This window comes from Mesorhizobium sp. CA15 (assembly GCF_020165215.1).
In the GTDB taxonomy this organism is placed as follows: domain Bacteria; phylum Pseudomonadota; class Alphaproteobacteria; order Rhizobiales; family Rhizobiaceae; genus Mesorhizobium.
In genome coordinates this window covers 153,726-169,847 of record NZ_JAIUHQ010000010.1, presented here as the reverse complement: position 1 = coordinate 169,847, position 16,122 = coordinate 153,726, and the positions used below count along the sequence as shown (strand labels likewise).

The following is a 16,122-nucleotide window of genomic DNA, read 5'->3' as shown; positions in this document are numbered from 1 at the left end:
GGGCGCCCTCCTTCCACCTTATCTCCAGGCGCCCACGAGTTGCCGCGTGGTGGCGTTCAGGCGGTTGAACGCATTGATCAGCGCGATCTGGATCACCAGGGCGGCGAGCGCCTTGTCGTCATAGTGACGCGCGGCCTCGTCCCAGACGTCGTCCGGCACCGCGTCGGAGCGGTCGGCCATGCGCGTCGCGGCTTCAGCAAGCGCAAGCGCCGCGCGCTCTGCGTGATTGAAATAAGGCGTTTCGCGCCATGCCGAAACGGCGAAGATCCGCTCGTCCTTCTCGCCGGCCTTCTTCAATTCACGCGCATGCATGTCGACGCAGACGGCACAGGCATTGATCTGGCTGACACGCAGATGAACGAGCTTGCGCGTCACATAAGGCAAGCCGCCGGCTTCGGTCGACTTGTCGAGCGCCAGCAGCGCCTGCAGCGCGCCGGGAATGAGCATCACCGGGTTCTTCAATCTTGCTTCCATCGTCGGTCTCCTTCAGACGTTTTTCTGCGAGCCCCGGATGCAGACGCATCAGGGGACTTGCACCACATGCCGGCGCAAATGTCGGGATCAGCCCAGCCGGGCGGCAACCTGCTCAAGCCGCTCCAGGATGCGCGGCCAACCGCTTCCCATGCCTTTGTAGCCAGGCTCGTCCTGCGGCCTGAAGCCGGATTGCTCCATCCGTACCCGGGTGGCATCGCCTTCTGGCGTCAACGACCATGTTACCACCGTCTTCAGGCCACTGTCGGACTCGCTGCCGTCGCCCCAGCTGTAGGCGAGCAGCCTTGGCGGTTCGACCCTCAGCACCACACAGTTCGTCACGCCCGACCAGCCGGGCACGGGCTTTGCGCGAAAGGTGAAGCGATGGCCTTCGACCGGCGCGAAGTCGTTCTCCATCAGCCATTCGGCAACGAGATGCGGAAACGTCAGCGCACGCCAAATCTTGTCGGCGCCGTGTGGAATGAGCCGCTCGACAACGATCGATTTGGTTTCATCCTTCGTCGGGTCTTTGGCGATACCGTCCATGGCATCCTCCTTGTCCAATTGTTCCAACAATTTCAGCAAAGCCGCGAGACAGCGCTTCCAGTGACGGCTGGCGCGTCGACAGCTCTGCGCATCACGCGGCCTGAAGCCCGATTGTTCCACGCGCAGATGGGTGCCGGTTTCGGTCGGCGTCAGCGTCCAGGTGACGACAGTCCTCAGGCCGGTCTTTGTGCGATCCTCTTCACCATCTCCAGGCGGCACGCCGTCCTTCCCATTACATCAATAACTCACCAGCTATGGGTCATCTATAACCTGACAGTTATGAATGTCAACGGCATTCTGCACCAAGCCCCGATAATCACCGCCGGACCCTGGATCGATCGTTGCGGCTTTCGCGGCAATCGCCGCGATGCTAGGGCTGGCGATCTGTTGAAATATGGATGGACATTGGTGACCCACGCCCGACTCCCCCTGATCGAAATCTGCGTCGAAGGCATTGACGGGCTGCTCGCCGCGCAGGCCGCCGGCGCCGACCGGGTCGAGCTCTGCGCCAGCCTGATCGAAGGCGGCATCACACCGAGCCTGGGCACGGTGCGCGCCGCGCTCGAAAGCGCGACCATTCCCTTCCATGTCATCGTGCGCCCGCGCGGCGGCGACTTCCTCTACAGCGAGGCCGAATACCGCTCGATGCTTGCCGATGTCGAAACGCTGCGCGAGCTGGGCGTCGCCGGCGTCGTCGTCGGCTGCCTGACCGCCGACGGCGCCATCGACGAGGCGCGCATGAGCGCATTGGTTGAGGCCGCCGGCCCGCTCAACGTCACCTGCCACCGCGCCTTCGACATGACGCGCGATCCGGCTGAGGCGCTCGAAGCCTTGATCCGCTGCAAGGTCGGCCGCGTGCTGACCAGCGGCCAGCGCGACACGGCGGTCGAAGGCGTCGGGCTTCTGGCGGAACTCGTTCGCCAGGCCGGCTCGCGCATCATCATACTCGGCTGTGGCGCACTCGCCCCCGACACAATTGGCGAGGTCCGCAGGCGTACGGGACTGACCGAGATGCATTTTGCAGCACTTGCGGACGTGCCGAGCGCCATGCGCTACCGCAACCCGAATGTAGGCATGGGCGGCAACGACCTCGACCGCGAATACCGCAACACGGTGACCGATCAAGCCAAGGTGGCTGCGATGATCGCGGCCGCGAGAGCTTGATGGCGCAAGTGATGAGCAAGGAATTGCTGCCGATCGAACGCGTCTCACCCGCCGACGAGCCCGCGATCCTCGCGCTCAACAACCAGCATGCGGCGGAGCTGTCCTGGCTCGAGCCGGAACGGCTTTCCTTCCTGCTCGGCGAGGCTTTCTACACCCGCCGGATCGGCGCGCTCGAAGCCTTCATCCTATGCTTCGACCAAGACGCAAGCTACGACAGTCCGAACTTCCTCTGGTTCCGCGAGCGCTATACGCGCTTTGTCTATGTCGACCGTGTGGTGGTTGCGGCCGGGGCGCGCGGCCGTGGCCACGCCCGACGACTTTACGAGGATCTGTTCGAGCATGCCCGGCGCGCCGGCCAAGCAATCGTCACCTGCGAGGTCAACGCTGATCCGCCCAATCCGGCTTCCGACGCCTTCCACGCAGCGCTCGGCTTCGCCGAAGTCGGCGATGCGGTGATCCACGGCGGCAAGAAGTCGGTGCGCTATTGGGCGAAGCCCGTCGCCTGAAGGAGAGCCTGCGTAGTGTCTCACGCGGGCAATGGCGGCTGGCGTTTCGCAGACGCTTTGGTCGATGGACGATCTGTGCGAGAAGATGGAAGCCATTGCGCCTAAGCCAGGAAAGCGTGGTCCCTATCAGAAGCAGGAACAGCGAGTTTCATGAAAGCGGAGTATAAGGGTCATAGGATTGTGCACGCCGATAAACTCGCGTTCGATCTCTCTACATGGCGTCCGTCCGATCCAACTGATTTTTCGGTCACCATTGATTTCTACGCGGGAGAAGAGGGCAAAGAAGGGTCGGATGCTTTCACGGCCACGGTGTGTTCGCCGACATGGTTTCTTCGGTCCCACACAGAAGCGGTATTTTCTGGTGAAAGCGTGATTTTCATGCGGACGTTCGATCACCTTCAACTGGAAAAATTTCTCGTCGGTCGATGTGCTTCGGCTAAGGGCAATAGCTGGAATGAGATAGCCTTTGAGCTTTCGCGGGTCGGGCTATGGGAATTCGAATACAAGCTCTGAATTTCAAACTGAGACACTACCAGAGCCTGAGCCCGCTGGTCAGCAAAACAAGCAACAGCTAATATAGCCGCTCCGCTGTTTGGGGACGACATCATGGCGAGCAATGTCTTCCGCTTCGACGAGAGCTGGGACATCCCGGAAGGCACCCCGCAGGAAGTGTGGGACGTGCTGTCGGACGCGCAGCTTCTGCCGCTCTGGTGGGGCGATGCCTATAAGGAGGTCGAGCCGCTCGACAGGAAGGGCAAGGGCGTCGTCGGTGCGCGCGCCAAAGCGAGAGCGCGGGGCGCCCTGCCCTATGAGCTGAACTTCATCATCGAGGCGGCCGAGCTCGACTCCGGCCGGCTGGTGGTGGTGAAGACCTTCGGCGATTTCGACGGCTTGTGGCGGGCGGAGCTGTCGCCGTCCGGAGGAGGCACCCATGTCGATCTTACCTGGCAGGTCACGGTCGAGCGGCCGCTCCTCAAGCTGCTGGCGCCGATTCTGAGACCAGCCTTCGCCTGGAATCATCGCTGGACCACGCCGCGCGGCGAAGCCGGGCTTCGCCGCTATCTCGCCGCGCAGAAGGCGGCCACGCCAGGCTGAGAGCGCTCACCAATTGCGGTTGAGCCACCCGCGCGCGGGCTTTTCAACGATGTAGTAGCTCGCGAGCGCGCAGGCGAACGCGGCCGCCAGCATCGGGATTGTCGCGCTGCCGCGCTCATCGACGAATTTGTAGAAAGGCTGCTGCCACAGATAAAGCGAATAGGACCAGAGCCCCAGCATCACCATCGGCCGCGACGACAACGGCCCCGTCAGGTAGCCCCCCGCCAAGTCGAGCGTGTTGACGGCGAGCGCCAGCAGCGGCACGCCGACAAGATAGTGGATCGTGGTCGGCACCGGATCGAGGAACAGCAACACGCCGCCAACCGCCGCCGCAAGCGCCACATGCTGGTTTTGCAGGAAAGCCGGCAGCCGCCCGTCGGCCTTGAGCAGGCAGATCGCGGCCGATAGCAGGATCGAGGCGATATGCACGTCCGTGCGCCAGTAGGTAGTCTCGTAGCCCATGCCGAGAACCCCGTACGAAATGGCGCCGTTGGCCATCGCCAGCAGCGCCAGCACCACCAGCAGCCGCACGACATTCGCCCGACCGGTAACCACCACGCTGATCAGCGCCAAAAGGATATAGGAATGCTCCTCGACGCAGAGCGACCAGATGTGGTCGAGCGCGCCGGCGCGGGTGATCAGGACGCCGGCGTAATTGTAGGTGAAGGTCAGCGCCGTCAGCGCCGCTTTCCACTTGAAGGCGATGAAGGTTCCGGTCAGGCCGATCATGGCGGCAATCACGAAGATTAGCAGCGCTGGATAGATGCGCGAGAAGCGGCGCTTGAAGAATTTCTTCAGCGGAAAGCGCTCGATGAACAGGATTTCACCCATCAGCCGGCCGCTCAGCACGAAGAAGAACTCGACGCCGAGCACGCCGAGATTGAGCCCTGGGACCGGAAAGAAATGGCCGACCAGCACCATGGCGATCGACAGGCCTCGCCAACCGTCGAGATAGGCCAGTCTTGCCCTGGCTTCCCTGTCGGTCGCGGCCCGCGGCAGGACAACGGACGCTGCGGAGATGTCGGTCATACCGTGCCTTCGCGACTCGAGGTCCGCATGCGAAACATTGCCCGCAGCCTGGACCATCTGGTATTCCCGCCAGATTTATTTTGCAGTGCGGGATAACTTTGTGCAAGCGCGAAGCCGCAATTCGACAGGCGTTTGCGCCTAAACCATTGCCGCAGCGAAAGAAAAAGGGGCCGCGAGGCCCCTTCTTTCATGCATGGCGTCGCCGTTCAGGCGTTGGCTGCGGCCACGGCGCGCTTGGCCATCACCGCGATCAAATTGGCGCGGTAATCGGCGGAAGCATGGATATCGCTCATCAGCCCCTTTGCCGACACTTTGAGGTCGCCGAGCGCCGCGACATCGAAATTCTTCGCCAGCGCTGCCTCGATTTCCTTGGAGCGGAAGACGCCGTCCTCGCCGGCGCCTGTCACTGCCGCCCTCACCCCGTCCTTGCCCTTGGTCACGAACACGCCGACGATGGCGTAGCGCGAAGCCGGGTTGCGGAATTTCTGGTAGGCCGCCTTGGCGGGAGCGGTAAAGCTCACCGCCGTGACGATCTCGCCGTCCTTCAGCGCTGTCTCGAACAGGCCCTTGAAGAATTTGTCCGCCACGATCTCGCGCTTGTTGGTGACGATCGTCGCGCCCAGCGCCAGCAATGCCGCCGGATAGTCGGCCGCCGGATCGTTGTTGGCGATCGAGCCGCCGATCGTGCCCTTGTAACGCACCGCCGGGTCGCCGATCAGCGATGCCATATGTGCAAGCGCCGGGCAGGCCTTCCTCAGCTTCTCGTCGGTGGAGACGTCGTAATGCGTCGTCGCGGCACCTATGGTCACGGTCTTGCCGGACACCTTGACGCCCTGCAGGTCCTTCAGCCGCGAGACGTCGACGAGGTCCGACGGTGCCGCGAGCCGCGTCTTCATCGCCGGGATCAGCGTCATGCCGCCGGAGAGCAGCTTGGCGTCGCCGTTCTTCAGCAGCCTTGCGGCGTCGGCGACGGAGGAAGCGCGATGGTAGTTGACGGAATACATGTCTCTTTTCTCCCTTCGGGGAAAAAGCGAATAGGGAGTAGCGAATAGCGAGTAGGATTACTTATTCGCCGCATCGCTCTCCTCTTCCCTGTTCGCTACTCCCTATTCGCTATTCGCTTTTCAATGCTTCGCCCGAATGGCCGACCACACCGTGGCGGGCGACGCCGGCATGGCGATGTCGACGACGCCGAGCGCATCGGTGATGGCGTTGATGACCGCCGGCGGCGAACCGATGGCGCCGGCCTCGCCGCAGCCTTTGACGCCGAGCGGATTGCCCGGGCACGGTGTGTTCGAGGTCGAGACCTTGAAGGACGGCAGGTCGGCCGCACGCGGCATGGTGTAGTCCATGTAGCTTGCCGTCAGGAGTTGGCCGCTGGCGTCGTAATGCGCGCCTTCCAGCAACGCCTGGCCGACGCCCTGGGCGATGCCGCCATGCACCTGCCCTTCGACGATCATCGGATTGATGATGTTGCCGAAATCGTCGGCCGCGACGAACTGGATGATCTCCGTCATACCGGTTTCCGGATCGATCTCGACCTCGCAGATGTAGCAGCCAGCCGGGAAGGTGAAGTTGGACGGATCGTAGAAGGCCGTCTCCTTTAGCCCTGGCTCCATGCCCGCCGGCAAATTGTGGGCGGTGTAGGAGGCAAGCGCCACCTGGAACCAGGGCAGGCTCTTGTCGGTGCCCGCGACCTTGACCTCGCCATTCTCGATGACGATGTCGCCCTCGTCAGCCTCCAGCAGATGCGCGGCGATCTTCTTGGCCTTGGCCTCGACCTTGTCGAGCGCCTTGACGATGGCCGACATGCCGACGGCGCCGGAACGCGAGCCGTAAGTGCCCATGCCCATCTGCACCTTGTCGGTGTCGCCATGCACGATCGAGACGGAGTCGATCGGCACGCCGAAGCGCTGGGTGACCAGTTGCGCGAATGTCGTCTCATGGCCCTGGCCATGGCTGTGCGAGCCGGTGAGCACCTCGATCGTGCCGGCGGCATTGACGCGCACCTCCGCCGATTCCCAGAGGCCGACGCCGGCGCCGAGCGAGCCGACCGCCGATGACGGCGCCAGGCCGCAGGCCTCGATATAGCAGCTCATGCCGATGCCGCGCAGCTTGCCCTGGTTGGCGGCGTCGGCGCGACGCTTGGTGAAGCCGGCATAGTCGGCGGCTTTCATCGCCGCATCGAGCGAAGCGTTATAATCGCCGGCGTCATAGTTCATGATCACCGGCGTCTGGTGCGGGAAGGACGTGATGAAGTTGCGGCGTCGGAGTTCCGCCGGCGACACGCCAAGCTCGCGCGCCGCGGTCTCCATCGTGCGCTCGAGCACATAGGTGGCCTCCGGCCGCCCAGCTCCGCGATAGGCATCGACAGGCGCCGTGTTGGTGTAGACGGCGCGCACATTGGCGTGGATCGCCGGGATGTCGTACTGGCCCGACAGCAGCGTCGCGTAGAGATAGGTCGGCACGCAGGACGAGAACAGCGACATGTAGGCGCCGAGATTGGCTATCGTATCGACCTTGAGAGCGGTGATGCGGTTGTCCTTGTCGAAGGCCATCTCGACGGTCGAGACATGGTCGCGGCCATGCGCGTCCGACAGGAAGCTCTCGGTGCGGTCGGCCACCCATTTGACCGGAACGCCGGTCTTCTTCGATGCCCACAGGCAGACGATCTCTTCCGGATAGATGTAGATCTTGGAGCCGAAGCCGCCGCCGACATCCGGCGCGATCACGCGCAGCTTGTTTTCCGGAGCGACGTTGTAGAAGGCGCTCATCACCAGCCGCGCGACATGCGGGTTTTGCGACGTCGTCCAGCAGGTATAGTGGTCTTCCGCCTTGTCGTAATGCCCGAGCGCCGCGCGCGGCTCCATCGCATTCGGCACCAGCCGGTTGTTGACGATCTTCATGCGCGTGACATGGGCCGCCGACTTGATCGCCGCGTCGGTCGCCTTGGCGTCGCCGAGCTCCCAGTCGAAGATCAGATTGTTCTCGGCCTCGGCATGGATCTGCGGCGCGCCGGGTTGGATCGCCTTCGTGGCATCGACCACGGCCTTCAGTTCCTTATAGGTGATCTCGACCGCTTCGGCCGCGTCGCGCGCCTGGCCCTTGGTCTCGGCGACGACGACCACCACGGCGTCGCCGACATAGCGCACCTTGTCGACCGCGAGCGGCGACCACGCGCCCATCCTCATCGGCGTTCCGTCCTTGGAATGGATCATCCAGCCGCAGATCAGATTGCCGATGCCGTCGGCCTTGAGCTCCTTGCCCGTCAGGACGCCGACGACGCCCGGCATGGCCTGCGCCTTCTTAACGTCGATTTTCTTGATCTGCGCATGCGCGTGCGGGCTGCGCACGAATACCGCATGCTTCATGCCGGGGACCACCATGTCGTCGACATAGCGGCCGCCGCCGGTGATGAACCTCTTGTCTTCCTTGCGCGCCACGCGGGCGCCGACGCCTTCGATACCCATTGCGGAAATTCCTCCGGAATTTAGGGGAGTAGTGAGTAGCGAATAGTGAGTAGGAAAAGATTGGAGTAGGGGTCGGTCACAAAGACGCCGACCATTCGCTACTCACTATTCGCTACTCACTACTCACTCATCTCACGCTGCCTGCTTCGCCTTGCCCTTGGCGCCCTTTGACATCGCCTCCGATGCGGCGAGGATCGCCTTCACGATGTTGTGGTACCCCGTGCAGCGGCAGATATTGCCGTCGAGCTCGGCGCGCACAATCGCTTCGTCGAGGCCTTGCGGGTGACGCGCGATCATGTCGGTCGCGGCCATGATCATGCCCGGCGTGCAGAAGCCGCATTGCAGCCCGTGATGCTCCTTGAACGCGGCCTGCACCGGATGCAGCTCGGCGCCGTCGGCCAACCCTTCGATGGTGACGATGCTCGAGCCCGAAGCCTGAACGGCGAGCATGGTGCAGGACTTCACCGCCCGGCCGTCGACATGCACGACGCAGGCGCCGCATTGCGAGGTATCGCAGCCGACATGCGTTCCGGTGAGGCCGAGATGTTCTCGCAGGAAATGCACCAGCAACGTTCGGTCTTCGGTACTACCGCTGACCCGTTTCCCATTCACAGTCAACGACACGTCCGACATGCAGCCTCCCTGGGTATTAACCTTGGTCCTCACCTTGCCGATGCCGTGCCTGTGCTTCGGCAGCGCGCTATTTGCGTACCGTACAACGGGCAAAACAGTGCTGCCAGCGCTCCGCCCCTTGTACTTTCGGTCATGGCCGACAAGCTGTTGAGCGTGCCGCCCGGCCCATTGCCAAATCAGGGATTGAGGGCAAAGATGCCCTCGACGCGAAGCGTGCCTGACACGCATAAGAAAAGACACGCATAATAAGCGTTGGAGGAAATTGCGGAGAAGGCGGCTGGCCAGTTCTAGCACACGCTATGCATCGGGCCTTTCGGCGCTCACCACGGATGAGCCCGACCCGAACGTTTTTGCTCGGGCCATCGCGGCCGAAGCGGCGATCGTCGACGCCGGCTTCGCGCTTTTGTTCTTCTCCCAGAGCCTGGTCGACGCCGCGGCGCTCGCGCAGGCGTTGAAGGTACACGCGCCGTCGCTTGCCTATGCCGGCTGCTCGACCGCCGGCGAGATCACGCCGCAGGGGCTGGAGGAAGGACATGTCCTTGCCCTGCTTCTGCCGTCGGCATCGTTTTCGACCGTCGCCACCATGGTCGAGAACCTCTCCTCGTCGGGCATGGACCGGATCACCGGCGAGGTCGCCTCGCTGCGGCGCCTGCTGCGCGGGCGCGTCGGCCAGGATCGGGCCAAGAACATATTCGCGCTCTGCTTCATCGACGGGCTGTCCTATGCCGAGGAAGCGGTTACCTCGGCCATCCACTGGGGGCTGGACGACATTCCGCTGATTGGCGGCTCGGCCGGCGACGACCTGAAATTCGAGACGACGAGGCTGATCGCCAACGGCACGGTCGCGTCCGACAGCGCCATCGTCGTGCTGGTCGCGACCGAGATCCCCTTCCACGTCTTCAAGACCGACAATTTCATTCCGACCGACGAGAAGCTGGTGGTGACGGCGTCCGACCCGGACCATCGTGTCGTGCGCGAGTTCAACGCCACCAACGCGGCGGAAGAATATGCCGCCTCCGTCGGCATCGTGCCGCAGACGCTGACGCCGCTGAGCTTTGCCTCGCACCCCGTGGTGGTGAAGGTCGGCGGCGAATATTATTGCCGCTCGATCCAGCGCATGCACCCTGATGGCTCGCTGTCCTTCTTCTGCGCCATCGACGACGGCGTGGTGCTTTCCATAGCTCAGCCCAAGAACATGGTGGAAGCGACGCGCACCGCTCTCCAGGACGTCGAGCATCGTCTCGGCGGTATCGACATGATTCTCGGTTTCGACTGCGTGCTGCGCCGGCTCGACGCGCGCAACCGCCAGGTTTTTCGCGATATCTCCGAGCTCTATCGGACCAATAAGGTGATCGGCTTCGGCACCTATGGCGAGCAGTATCGCTCGATGCACCTCAACCAGACCTTTACCGGCATCGCCTTCGGCGAGCGCCAGGCGGCCGAGTGAGCGCCGATGCCGCTTCGCGACATCGACGACCTCGAAAGGCTGAAGAAGATCAACGCCGCGCTGGTCAGCCGCGTCGAGCGCTCGATGGACCAGCAGGGCAACGCCTTCTCGCTGTTCCAGACCGCGATCTCGCTGGAAAACCGGGTGCGCAACCGCACCGAGGAACTGCACGCGACGCTGCGCCGGCTCGAGCAGTCGAACATCGACCTCAGCGCGGCGAAGGAGAGCGCCGAGCTGGCGAACCTCTCCAAGACCAGGTTCCTGGCCGCAGCCAGCCACGATGTGCTGCAGCCGCTGAATGCCGCGCATCTGTCGGTCTCGGCGCTGGCAGAGGTCCAGGCCAGCGATGAAGGCAGGAAGCTGGTGCGCCAGGTCGAGCGCTCGCTGGAGACGATGGAAGACCTGCTGCGCACGCTGCTCGACATCTCCAAGCTCGACGCCGGCGTGGTGCAGCCCGAAATCGTCGACGTCAGCCTGGAGGCGCTGTTTTCCTCGCTGCGCTCGGATTTCCTTCCGGAAGCGGCAAAGAAAGGCCTGTCGCTTAAATTCCGCCCCGTCAATGTCGCGGTGCGTTCCGACCGCACGCTGCTCAGGCGTATCCTGCAGAACATCCTCTCCAACGCGCTGCGCTACACCCGCTCCGGCGGCGTGCTGGTCGGCACAAGGCATCGCGGCGACACCATCCGCATCGACGTCGCCGACACTGGCTGCGGCATCCCCGAGGACCAGCGTGAGGCGGTGTTCGAGGAATTCCACCGCGGCACGTCCACGCTTGCCGACGCCGGGCTCGCCGGCGGGCTCGGGCTCGGCCTCGCGATCGTGCGCCGCATGGCGGCCGCCCTCGGCCATCCGGTGACCTTTTCCTCCAAGGTCGGGCGCGGCACCATCTTCCATATCGATGTGCCTGTCGGCATGGCCGCGGCCGAGCCGGCGATGGCTGCCGCCGACATTGAGCGGCCGCGCGGCTACGGCCTGTTCGGCACCAAGGTGCTCTTGGTCGAGAACGACGCAGACGTGCTCTCAGCAATGACCTCGCTGCTCGAGCGCTGGCAATGCCTGGTGCGCGCCGCGACCTCGACAGACGATGCGCTCGACCTGCTCGGCGACACCGCCTGGGTCCCCGACATCATAATCGCCGACCAGCATCTCGACGGCGGCGACCTCGGCACGTCAACGATAGCCGAAGTGCGCGATTATCTCGGCCGGACCGTGCCGGCGCTGATCGTCACCGCCGACGGCTCCGAGCCCGTCGCCAAAGCCGCCCGCGCCGCCGGCATAGAGCTGATGCGCAAGCCGCTGAAGCCGGCGCAACTACGCGCGCTGCTGGCGCATTTGCTGGCTTAGAAATACCGCCTCAAAATCCCGCCTGATCCCGAAACAGTTCCGCATTGTCGAGCTTCGACACCTCGATCACCGCTTGCGTGCGGCTGTAGACGTTGAGCTTGCGCAAAATCTCCGAGACATGCGCCTTCACCGTGGTCTCGCCCACCTGCAGCTCGTAGGCGATCTGCTTGTTGAGCATGCCCTGGCGCAGCATCTGCAGGACCCTGAGCTGCTGCGGCGTCAGCTTCGCCAGGCGCTGCACCATGTCGGCGCGGTCGGTGCTGTCGGGCTCCGGCGGCTGGCCCTCGTAATTTTCCGGCACGTAGACGGCGCCATCCATCACCGAGCGGATAGCGGCGGCGAGATCGCTCTTCCGGGCCGATTTCGGGATGAAGCCGGCCGCACCATAGGACAGTGCCTCGGAGATGATTTTCGGCTCCTCATAGCCCGACACGATCACCACCGGCAGCCGCGGGTAGCGGGTCCTGAGCTGCAGCAGGCCCTCGAAGCCATGCACGTCGGGCATGCTCAAATCAAGCAGCGCGAGGTCGAACGGCTTGGCGTCGGCGAGGAGCTCGATCGCTTCCGTGATCGAGCGCGCCTCGACCGTGTCGACATCCGGATAGGCCATCTGCACCGCGCTGTGCAGCGCCTCGCGAAACAGCGGGTGGTCGTCGATGATCAGGAAGCGGGCGCGGTCGCTGACGGGGGTCATTGCACGGGTTCAGGCTTCGGTTCGGTTTCAGCAGGCACAGGATAGTCTCGTGACCATGGCCAGATTATTGGCAAATAGTATACGCCCAATGATACGGCCTATTGTCGCTGAAACGACAGGCCGACGTGCCGGGACGCCCGAGTCTTGCCCGCCCGGCAAAATCGGCGGAAGGTGGATGCGATTCATGCCAACGCAGAGAAAAACCATGCCAGAGTTCGTCCTTCCGCCCCCGGCGATTGCTTCGGTTGCCGTCGCAGGCTCGGTGGAGCGGTTTGCCGTGCGCCGCATCTTCTGCGTCGGCCGCAACTACGCGGCGCATGCGCGCGAGCTCGGCAATGACGAGCGCGACCCGCCCTTTTTCTTCACCAAGCCCGCCGACGCGGTTGTCGACAGCGGCGCCGAGATCCCCTACCCGCCGCTGACCTCGAACCTGCATCACGAGATCGAGCTGGTCGTCGCCATTGGCAAGGCCGGCTTTCGCATCGCGCGCGCCGGCGCGCTCGCCCATGTCTGGGGTTATGGTGTCGGCGTCGACCTGACCCGCCGCGACCTGCAGGACCAGGCGAAGAAGGCGGCGCGTCCCTGGGACTGGTCGAAGGCCTTCGACCAGTCCGCGCCTTGCGGACCGCTGGTCCCGGCCGCGAAATCGGGACATCCGGGGAAAGGCCGCATCTGGCTCGCCGTCAACGGCGCGGTGAAGCAGGACGGCGACCTGGCCGAGCTGATCTGGCCGATCGCCGACATCGTCTCGATCTGCAGCGAGGCGGTCGACTTGCAACCAGGAGATCTGATCTTCACCGGCACGCCGGCCGGCGTCGGCGCGGTCCAGCCGGGCGACAGGATCACCGGCGGCGTCGACGGCATCGGCGAGATCGAGGTGACCATCGGGCAGCCAAGGCGATGAGCGACCTCGTCCTCCACAATTACTACCGCTCCTCCACCTCCTACCGGGTGCGGATCGCGCTGGCGATGAAGGGGCTGGACTACACCTATGTGCCGCATCATCTGCGCCACGGCGAGCATCTCGAGCCCGCTTATCTCGCTGTCAATCCGCAAGGTCTGGTGCCGGCGCTGGTGCTGGATGGCGGCCGGCTTTTGACGCAGTCGCTGGCGATCATCGAATATCTCGACGAGATTGAGCCCGAGCCGCCGCTGCTGCCGAAGGATGCGCTGGGCCGGGCACGGGTGCGGATGCTGGCGCAGATGATCGCATGCGACATCCACCCCGTGAACAATCTGCGCGTGCTGACCTCGCTGCGCACCTTGTTCGGCGCCGGCGACGAGGACGTCGTCAACTGGTTCCGGCACTGGGTGAACGAAGGTTTCCAGCCGCTTGAAAAGATTCTCGCCTCCTCGCCCGAGACCGGCACGTTCTGCCACGGCGACGCGCCGGGCCTCGCCGACATCTGCCTCGCCGCCCAGGTCACCAACAACGCCCGCTTCGGCGTCGACATGGCGCCCTATCCGGTGATTGCCCGCGTCAACGCCGCCTGCATGGCGCTGCCGGCGTTCCAGAAGGCCGCGCCGCAGAACCAGATCGATGCCGAGTAGCCCGGCTTAGCGCCCTACCTTGGCGTCAGCGTCCAAAATGCAAGCGCCATCACTGGCAGAATCGATTTCCGGTCGACCGCTCGCGGAATCGGCTATCGTCATCTCAAAACGCGGGAGTTTGCCAATGAAAGCTGTCGTCTTCGAGAAATTCGGCGAGGCGCCGACGATCCAGACCGTTCCCGATCCGAAGCCCGCCCCGGACGGCGTGGTCATCAAGGTCGAGGCTACCGGTCTTTGCCGCAGCGATTGGCATGGCTGGATGGGCCATGATGACGGCATCACGCTGCCGCACGTCCCCGGACATGAGTTGGCTGGCGTCGTCGTCGCCGCCGGCAAGCAGGTCGGCCGCTGGAAGGCCGGCGATCGCGTTACGGTCCCCTTCGCCGTCGGTTGCGGCCGCTGCTTCGAATGCACGTCGGGCAACCATCAGGTCTGTGAGCATCAGACGCAGCCGGGCTTCACCGGCTGGGGCTCATTCGCCGAATATGTCGGCATCGAGCACGCCGACACCAATCTGGTGCGCCTGCCCGAAGAGATGGAATTCGCCACCGCCGCCAGCCTCGGCTGCCGTTTCGTCACCTCGTTCCGCGCCATCGTCGACCAGGGCCGGGTGACGCCGGGCGAATGGGTCGCGGTGCATGGCTGCGGCGGCGTCGGCCTCTCGGCGATCATGATCGCCAGTGCCATGGGCGCCAATGTCATCGCCATCGACCTCACCGACGAGAAGCTGGAATTCGCTAAAAAGATCGGCGCGGTCGCGACCATCAATGCCTCGACGACGCCGAACGTCGTCAAGGCCGTCAAGCAGATCACCAATGGCGGGGCGCATATGTCGATGGACGCGCTCGGCCACCCGACCACCTCCTTCAACTCGATCTCAAACCTGCGCCGTCGCGGCCGCCACGTTCAGGTCGGGCTGATGCTGGGCGAGCATGCCCGCCCGCAGGTGCCGATGGACAAGGTAATAGCCTTCGAGCTCGAGATCCTCGGCAGCCACGGCATGCAGGCCTACCGCTATTCCGCGATGATGGAGATGATCCGCACCGGCAAGCTGAAGCCCGAATTGCTGGTCGGCAAGAAGATCAGTCTCGAAGAGGCGCCGGCCGCGCTGATGGCGATGGGCGGCTTCGAGGGCATCGGCATTGGGGTGGTGACGAAGTTCTGAGCAATTCCAGGAAAAGTGTGAAACGGTTTTCCGTCCGGAATTGCGTCAAAACAAATCCGTAGGCGCTTTACCGCGCGAACTTCTTCGCCCCGAACACGCAGGCCACGACGCCGAGCGTGACGACCACCATCATCGGGCTGACCTTTTCGTGCAGCAGACTCGCCGCCAGCGCCAGGCCGAAGAAGGGCTGCAGCAGCTGCAGCTGCCCGACGGCGGCGATGCCGCCTTGTGCCAGGCCGCGATACCAGAACACGAAACCGATCAGCATGCTGAACAGCGAGACATAGCCGAGACCGATCCAGGCGCTCGAACCGATGGCGGCGAAGGATGGCGGCAGTGTCGCGAAGCTCAACGCCAGCATCACCGGCAGCGACAGCGCCAAGGCCCAGCAGATCACCTGCCAGCCGCCGAGCTTGCGCGACAGCTTGGCGCCTTCCGCATAGCCCAGACCGCAGACGATGATGGCGCCGAGCATCAGGCCGTCGCCGACCGGCGACGCGGTCACGCCTTGCGCCAGAGCGAAGCCCGCCACTAAAGCGCTTCCCAGGCACGAGAACAGCCAGAAAGCCGGGCGCGGACGGTCGCCGCCGCGCAACACGCCGAAGATCGCAGTCGCCAGCGGCAGCAGGCCGACGAAGATGATGGAATGCGCCGAGGTGACATGTTTCAGCGCCAGCGCCGTCAGCAACGGGAAGCCGACCACGACACCCAGCGCCACGACGACGAGCGAGATCAAGTCGCTGCGCTCCGGACGCTTCTCGCGAAACAGCAGCAGCATCGCAATCCCGAGCAGACCGGCAATCGCCGCCCGGGCCGCCGTCAGGAAGGTCGGGTCGAAATCCATCACCGCCACCCGCGTCGCCGGCAGCGATCCGCTGAAGATCAGCACACCGATGAAGCCGCTGAGCCAGCCGTCAAAACTCTTTTCCATCATATGCTCCGTTTGCGCTTTCGTACCGGTGCGGGCCATGGTGTTGCCAGAGACAATGAGGTACAATTCTACAAAA

Annotated in this window: 17 protein-coding genes and 1 pseudogene; 9 read left to right on the top strand and 9 right to left on the bottom strand. The window is 64.0% G+C overall.

Features of this window, described 5'->3' with window-relative positions; all coding sequences use genetic code 11:
* Nucleotides 1-18: 18 nt before the first annotated feature.
* From LB515_RS17925 to LB515_RS28335, 3 genes and pseudogenes are all read right to left on the bottom strand, one after another.
* The gene (locus LB515_RS17925) at nt 19-474 is read right to left on the bottom strand and encodes a carboxymuconolactone decarboxylase family protein (RefSeq protein WP_224708491.1); all 456 of its coding nucleotides are present in this window, start codon (nt 472-474) and stop codon (nt 19-21) included.
* Between the two features lie 87 nt (nt 475-561).
* Nucleotides 562-1,017, bottom strand: a complete 456-nt coding sequence (locus LB515_RS17920) for an SRPBCC family protein (RefSeq protein WP_224708506.1) — start codon at nt 1,015-1,017, stop codon at nt 562-564.
* A gap of 81 nt (nt 1,018-1,098) precedes the next feature.
* Nucleotides 1,099-1,194: pseudogene (locus LB515_RS28335) on the bottom strand (polyketide cyclase); the annotation flags it as partial.
* A gap of 231 nt (nt 1,195-1,425) precedes the next feature.
* Between LB515_RS28335 and LB515_RS17910 the strand changes: the two are divergent.
* From LB515_RS17910 to LB515_RS17895, 4 genes are all read left to right on the top strand, one after another.
* Entirely contained in the window at nt 1,426-2,181 is a 756-nt protein-coding gene (locus tag LB515_RS17910) for a copper homeostasis protein CutC (RefSeq protein WP_224543622.1), read from the top strand.
* Entirely contained in the window at nt 2,181-2,687 is a 507-nt protein-coding gene (locus LB515_RS17905; protein WP_224522633.1) for a GNAT family N-acetyltransferase, read from the top strand. Before LB515_RS17910 ends, LB515_RS17905 begins: the two co-directional genes overlap by 1 nt.
* Before the next feature lie 150 nt (nt 2,688-2,837).
* A complete protein-coding gene (locus LB515_RS17900) occupies nt 2,838-3,200 on the top strand; it encodes an Imm8 family immunity protein (protein WP_224708490.1) in 363 nt (120 codons plus the stop codon).
* Between the two features lie 93 nt (nt 3,201-3,293).
* Nucleotides 3,294-3,782: an SRPBCC family protein gene (locus LB515_RS17895; RefSeq protein WP_140840512.1), complete on the top strand. Its 489-nt coding sequence runs from the start codon at nt 3,294-3,296 to the stop codon at nt 3,780-3,782.
* A 6-nt stretch (nt 3,783-3,788) separates the two neighbouring features.
* On the opposite strand, the gene LB515_RS17890 is transcribed toward LB515_RS17895, so the two are convergent.
* From LB515_RS17890 to LB515_RS17875, 4 genes are all read right to left on the bottom strand, one after another.
* Nucleotides 3,789-4,811: an acyltransferase family protein gene (locus LB515_RS17890; protein ID WP_140840514.1), complete on the bottom strand. Its 1,023-nt coding sequence runs from the start codon at nt 4,809-4,811 to the stop codon at nt 3,789-3,791.
* A 206-nt stretch (nt 4,812-5,017) separates the two neighbouring features.
* A complete protein-coding gene (locus LB515_RS17885; protein ID WP_140840516.1) occupies nt 5,018-5,815 on the bottom strand; it encodes an FAD binding domain-containing protein in 798 nt (265 codons plus the stop codon).
* A 120-nt stretch (nt 5,816-5,935) separates the two neighbouring features.
* Nucleotides 5,936-8,281 carry a xanthine dehydrogenase family protein molybdopterin-binding subunit gene (locus tag LB515_RS17880; protein WP_224708489.1) on the bottom strand — a complete coding sequence of 782 codons (2,346 nt, stop codon included), beginning with the start codon at nt 8,279-8,281 and terminating at the stop codon, nt 5,936-5,938.
* A gap of 132 nt (nt 8,282-8,413) precedes the next feature.
* Nucleotides 8,414-8,914, bottom strand: coding sequence for a (2Fe-2S)-binding protein (locus LB515_RS17875; protein ID WP_140840520.1), 501 nt, complete (start codon nt 8,912-8,914; stop codon nt 8,414-8,416).
* A 262-nt stretch (nt 8,915-9,176) separates the two neighbouring features.
* Here LB515_RS17875 and LB515_RS17870 point away from each other — a divergent pair, with 262 nt between their 5' ends.
* Together LB515_RS17870 and LB515_RS17865 are read left to right on the top strand one after the other, a co-directional pair.
* A complete protein-coding gene (locus tag LB515_RS17870) occupies nt 9,177-10,361 on the top strand; it encodes an FIST signal transduction protein (protein ID WP_224636216.1) in 1,185 nt (394 codons plus the stop codon).
* 6 nt (nt 10,362-10,367) lie between these two features.
* Nucleotides 10,368-11,705, top strand: a complete 1,338-nt coding sequence (locus tag LB515_RS17865) for a hybrid sensor histidine kinase/response regulator (RefSeq protein ID WP_224708488.1) — start codon at nt 10,368-10,370, stop codon at nt 11,703-11,705.
* Nucleotides 11,706-11,715: 10 nt separating this feature from the next.
* Here the strand turns inward: LB515_RS17865 and LB515_RS17860 are convergent, their stop codons facing one another.
* Nucleotides 11,716-12,399 (bottom strand): response regulator, encoded by a 684-nt coding sequence (locus LB515_RS17860; RefSeq protein ID WP_224708487.1) that lies wholly within the window; start codon nt 12,397-12,399, stop codon nt 11,716-11,718.
* A gap of 205 nt (nt 12,400-12,604) precedes the next feature.
* On the opposite strand from LB515_RS17860, the gene LB515_RS17855 reads away from it, so the two are divergent.
* From LB515_RS17855 to LB515_RS17845, 3 genes are all read left to right on the top strand, one after another.
* Entirely contained in the window at nt 12,605-13,303 is a 699-nt protein-coding gene (locus tag LB515_RS17855; RefSeq protein ID WP_224708486.1) for a fumarylacetoacetate hydrolase family protein, read from the top strand.
* Entirely contained in the window at nt 13,300-13,950 is a 651-nt protein-coding gene (maiA, locus tag LB515_RS17850) for a maleylacetoacetate isomerase (protein WP_224708485.1), read from the top strand. Before LB515_RS17855 ends, maiA begins: the two co-directional genes overlap by 4 nt.
* A gap of 124 nt (nt 13,951-14,074) precedes the next feature.
* Nucleotides 14,075-15,115: a zinc-dependent alcohol dehydrogenase family protein gene (locus tag LB515_RS17845; RefSeq protein WP_224708484.1), complete on the top strand. Its 1,041-nt coding sequence runs from the start codon at nt 14,075-14,077 to the stop codon at nt 15,113-15,115.
* 67 nt (nt 15,116-15,182) lie between these two features.
* Here the strand turns inward: LB515_RS17845 and LB515_RS17840 are convergent, their stop codons facing one another.
* On the bottom strand, nt 15,183-16,046 hold the full coding sequence (locus tag LB515_RS17840) for a DMT family transporter (RefSeq protein WP_224708483.1): 864 nt from the start codon (nt 16,044-16,046) through the stop codon (nt 15,183-15,185).
* Nucleotides 16,047-16,122 lie beyond the last annotated feature (76 nt).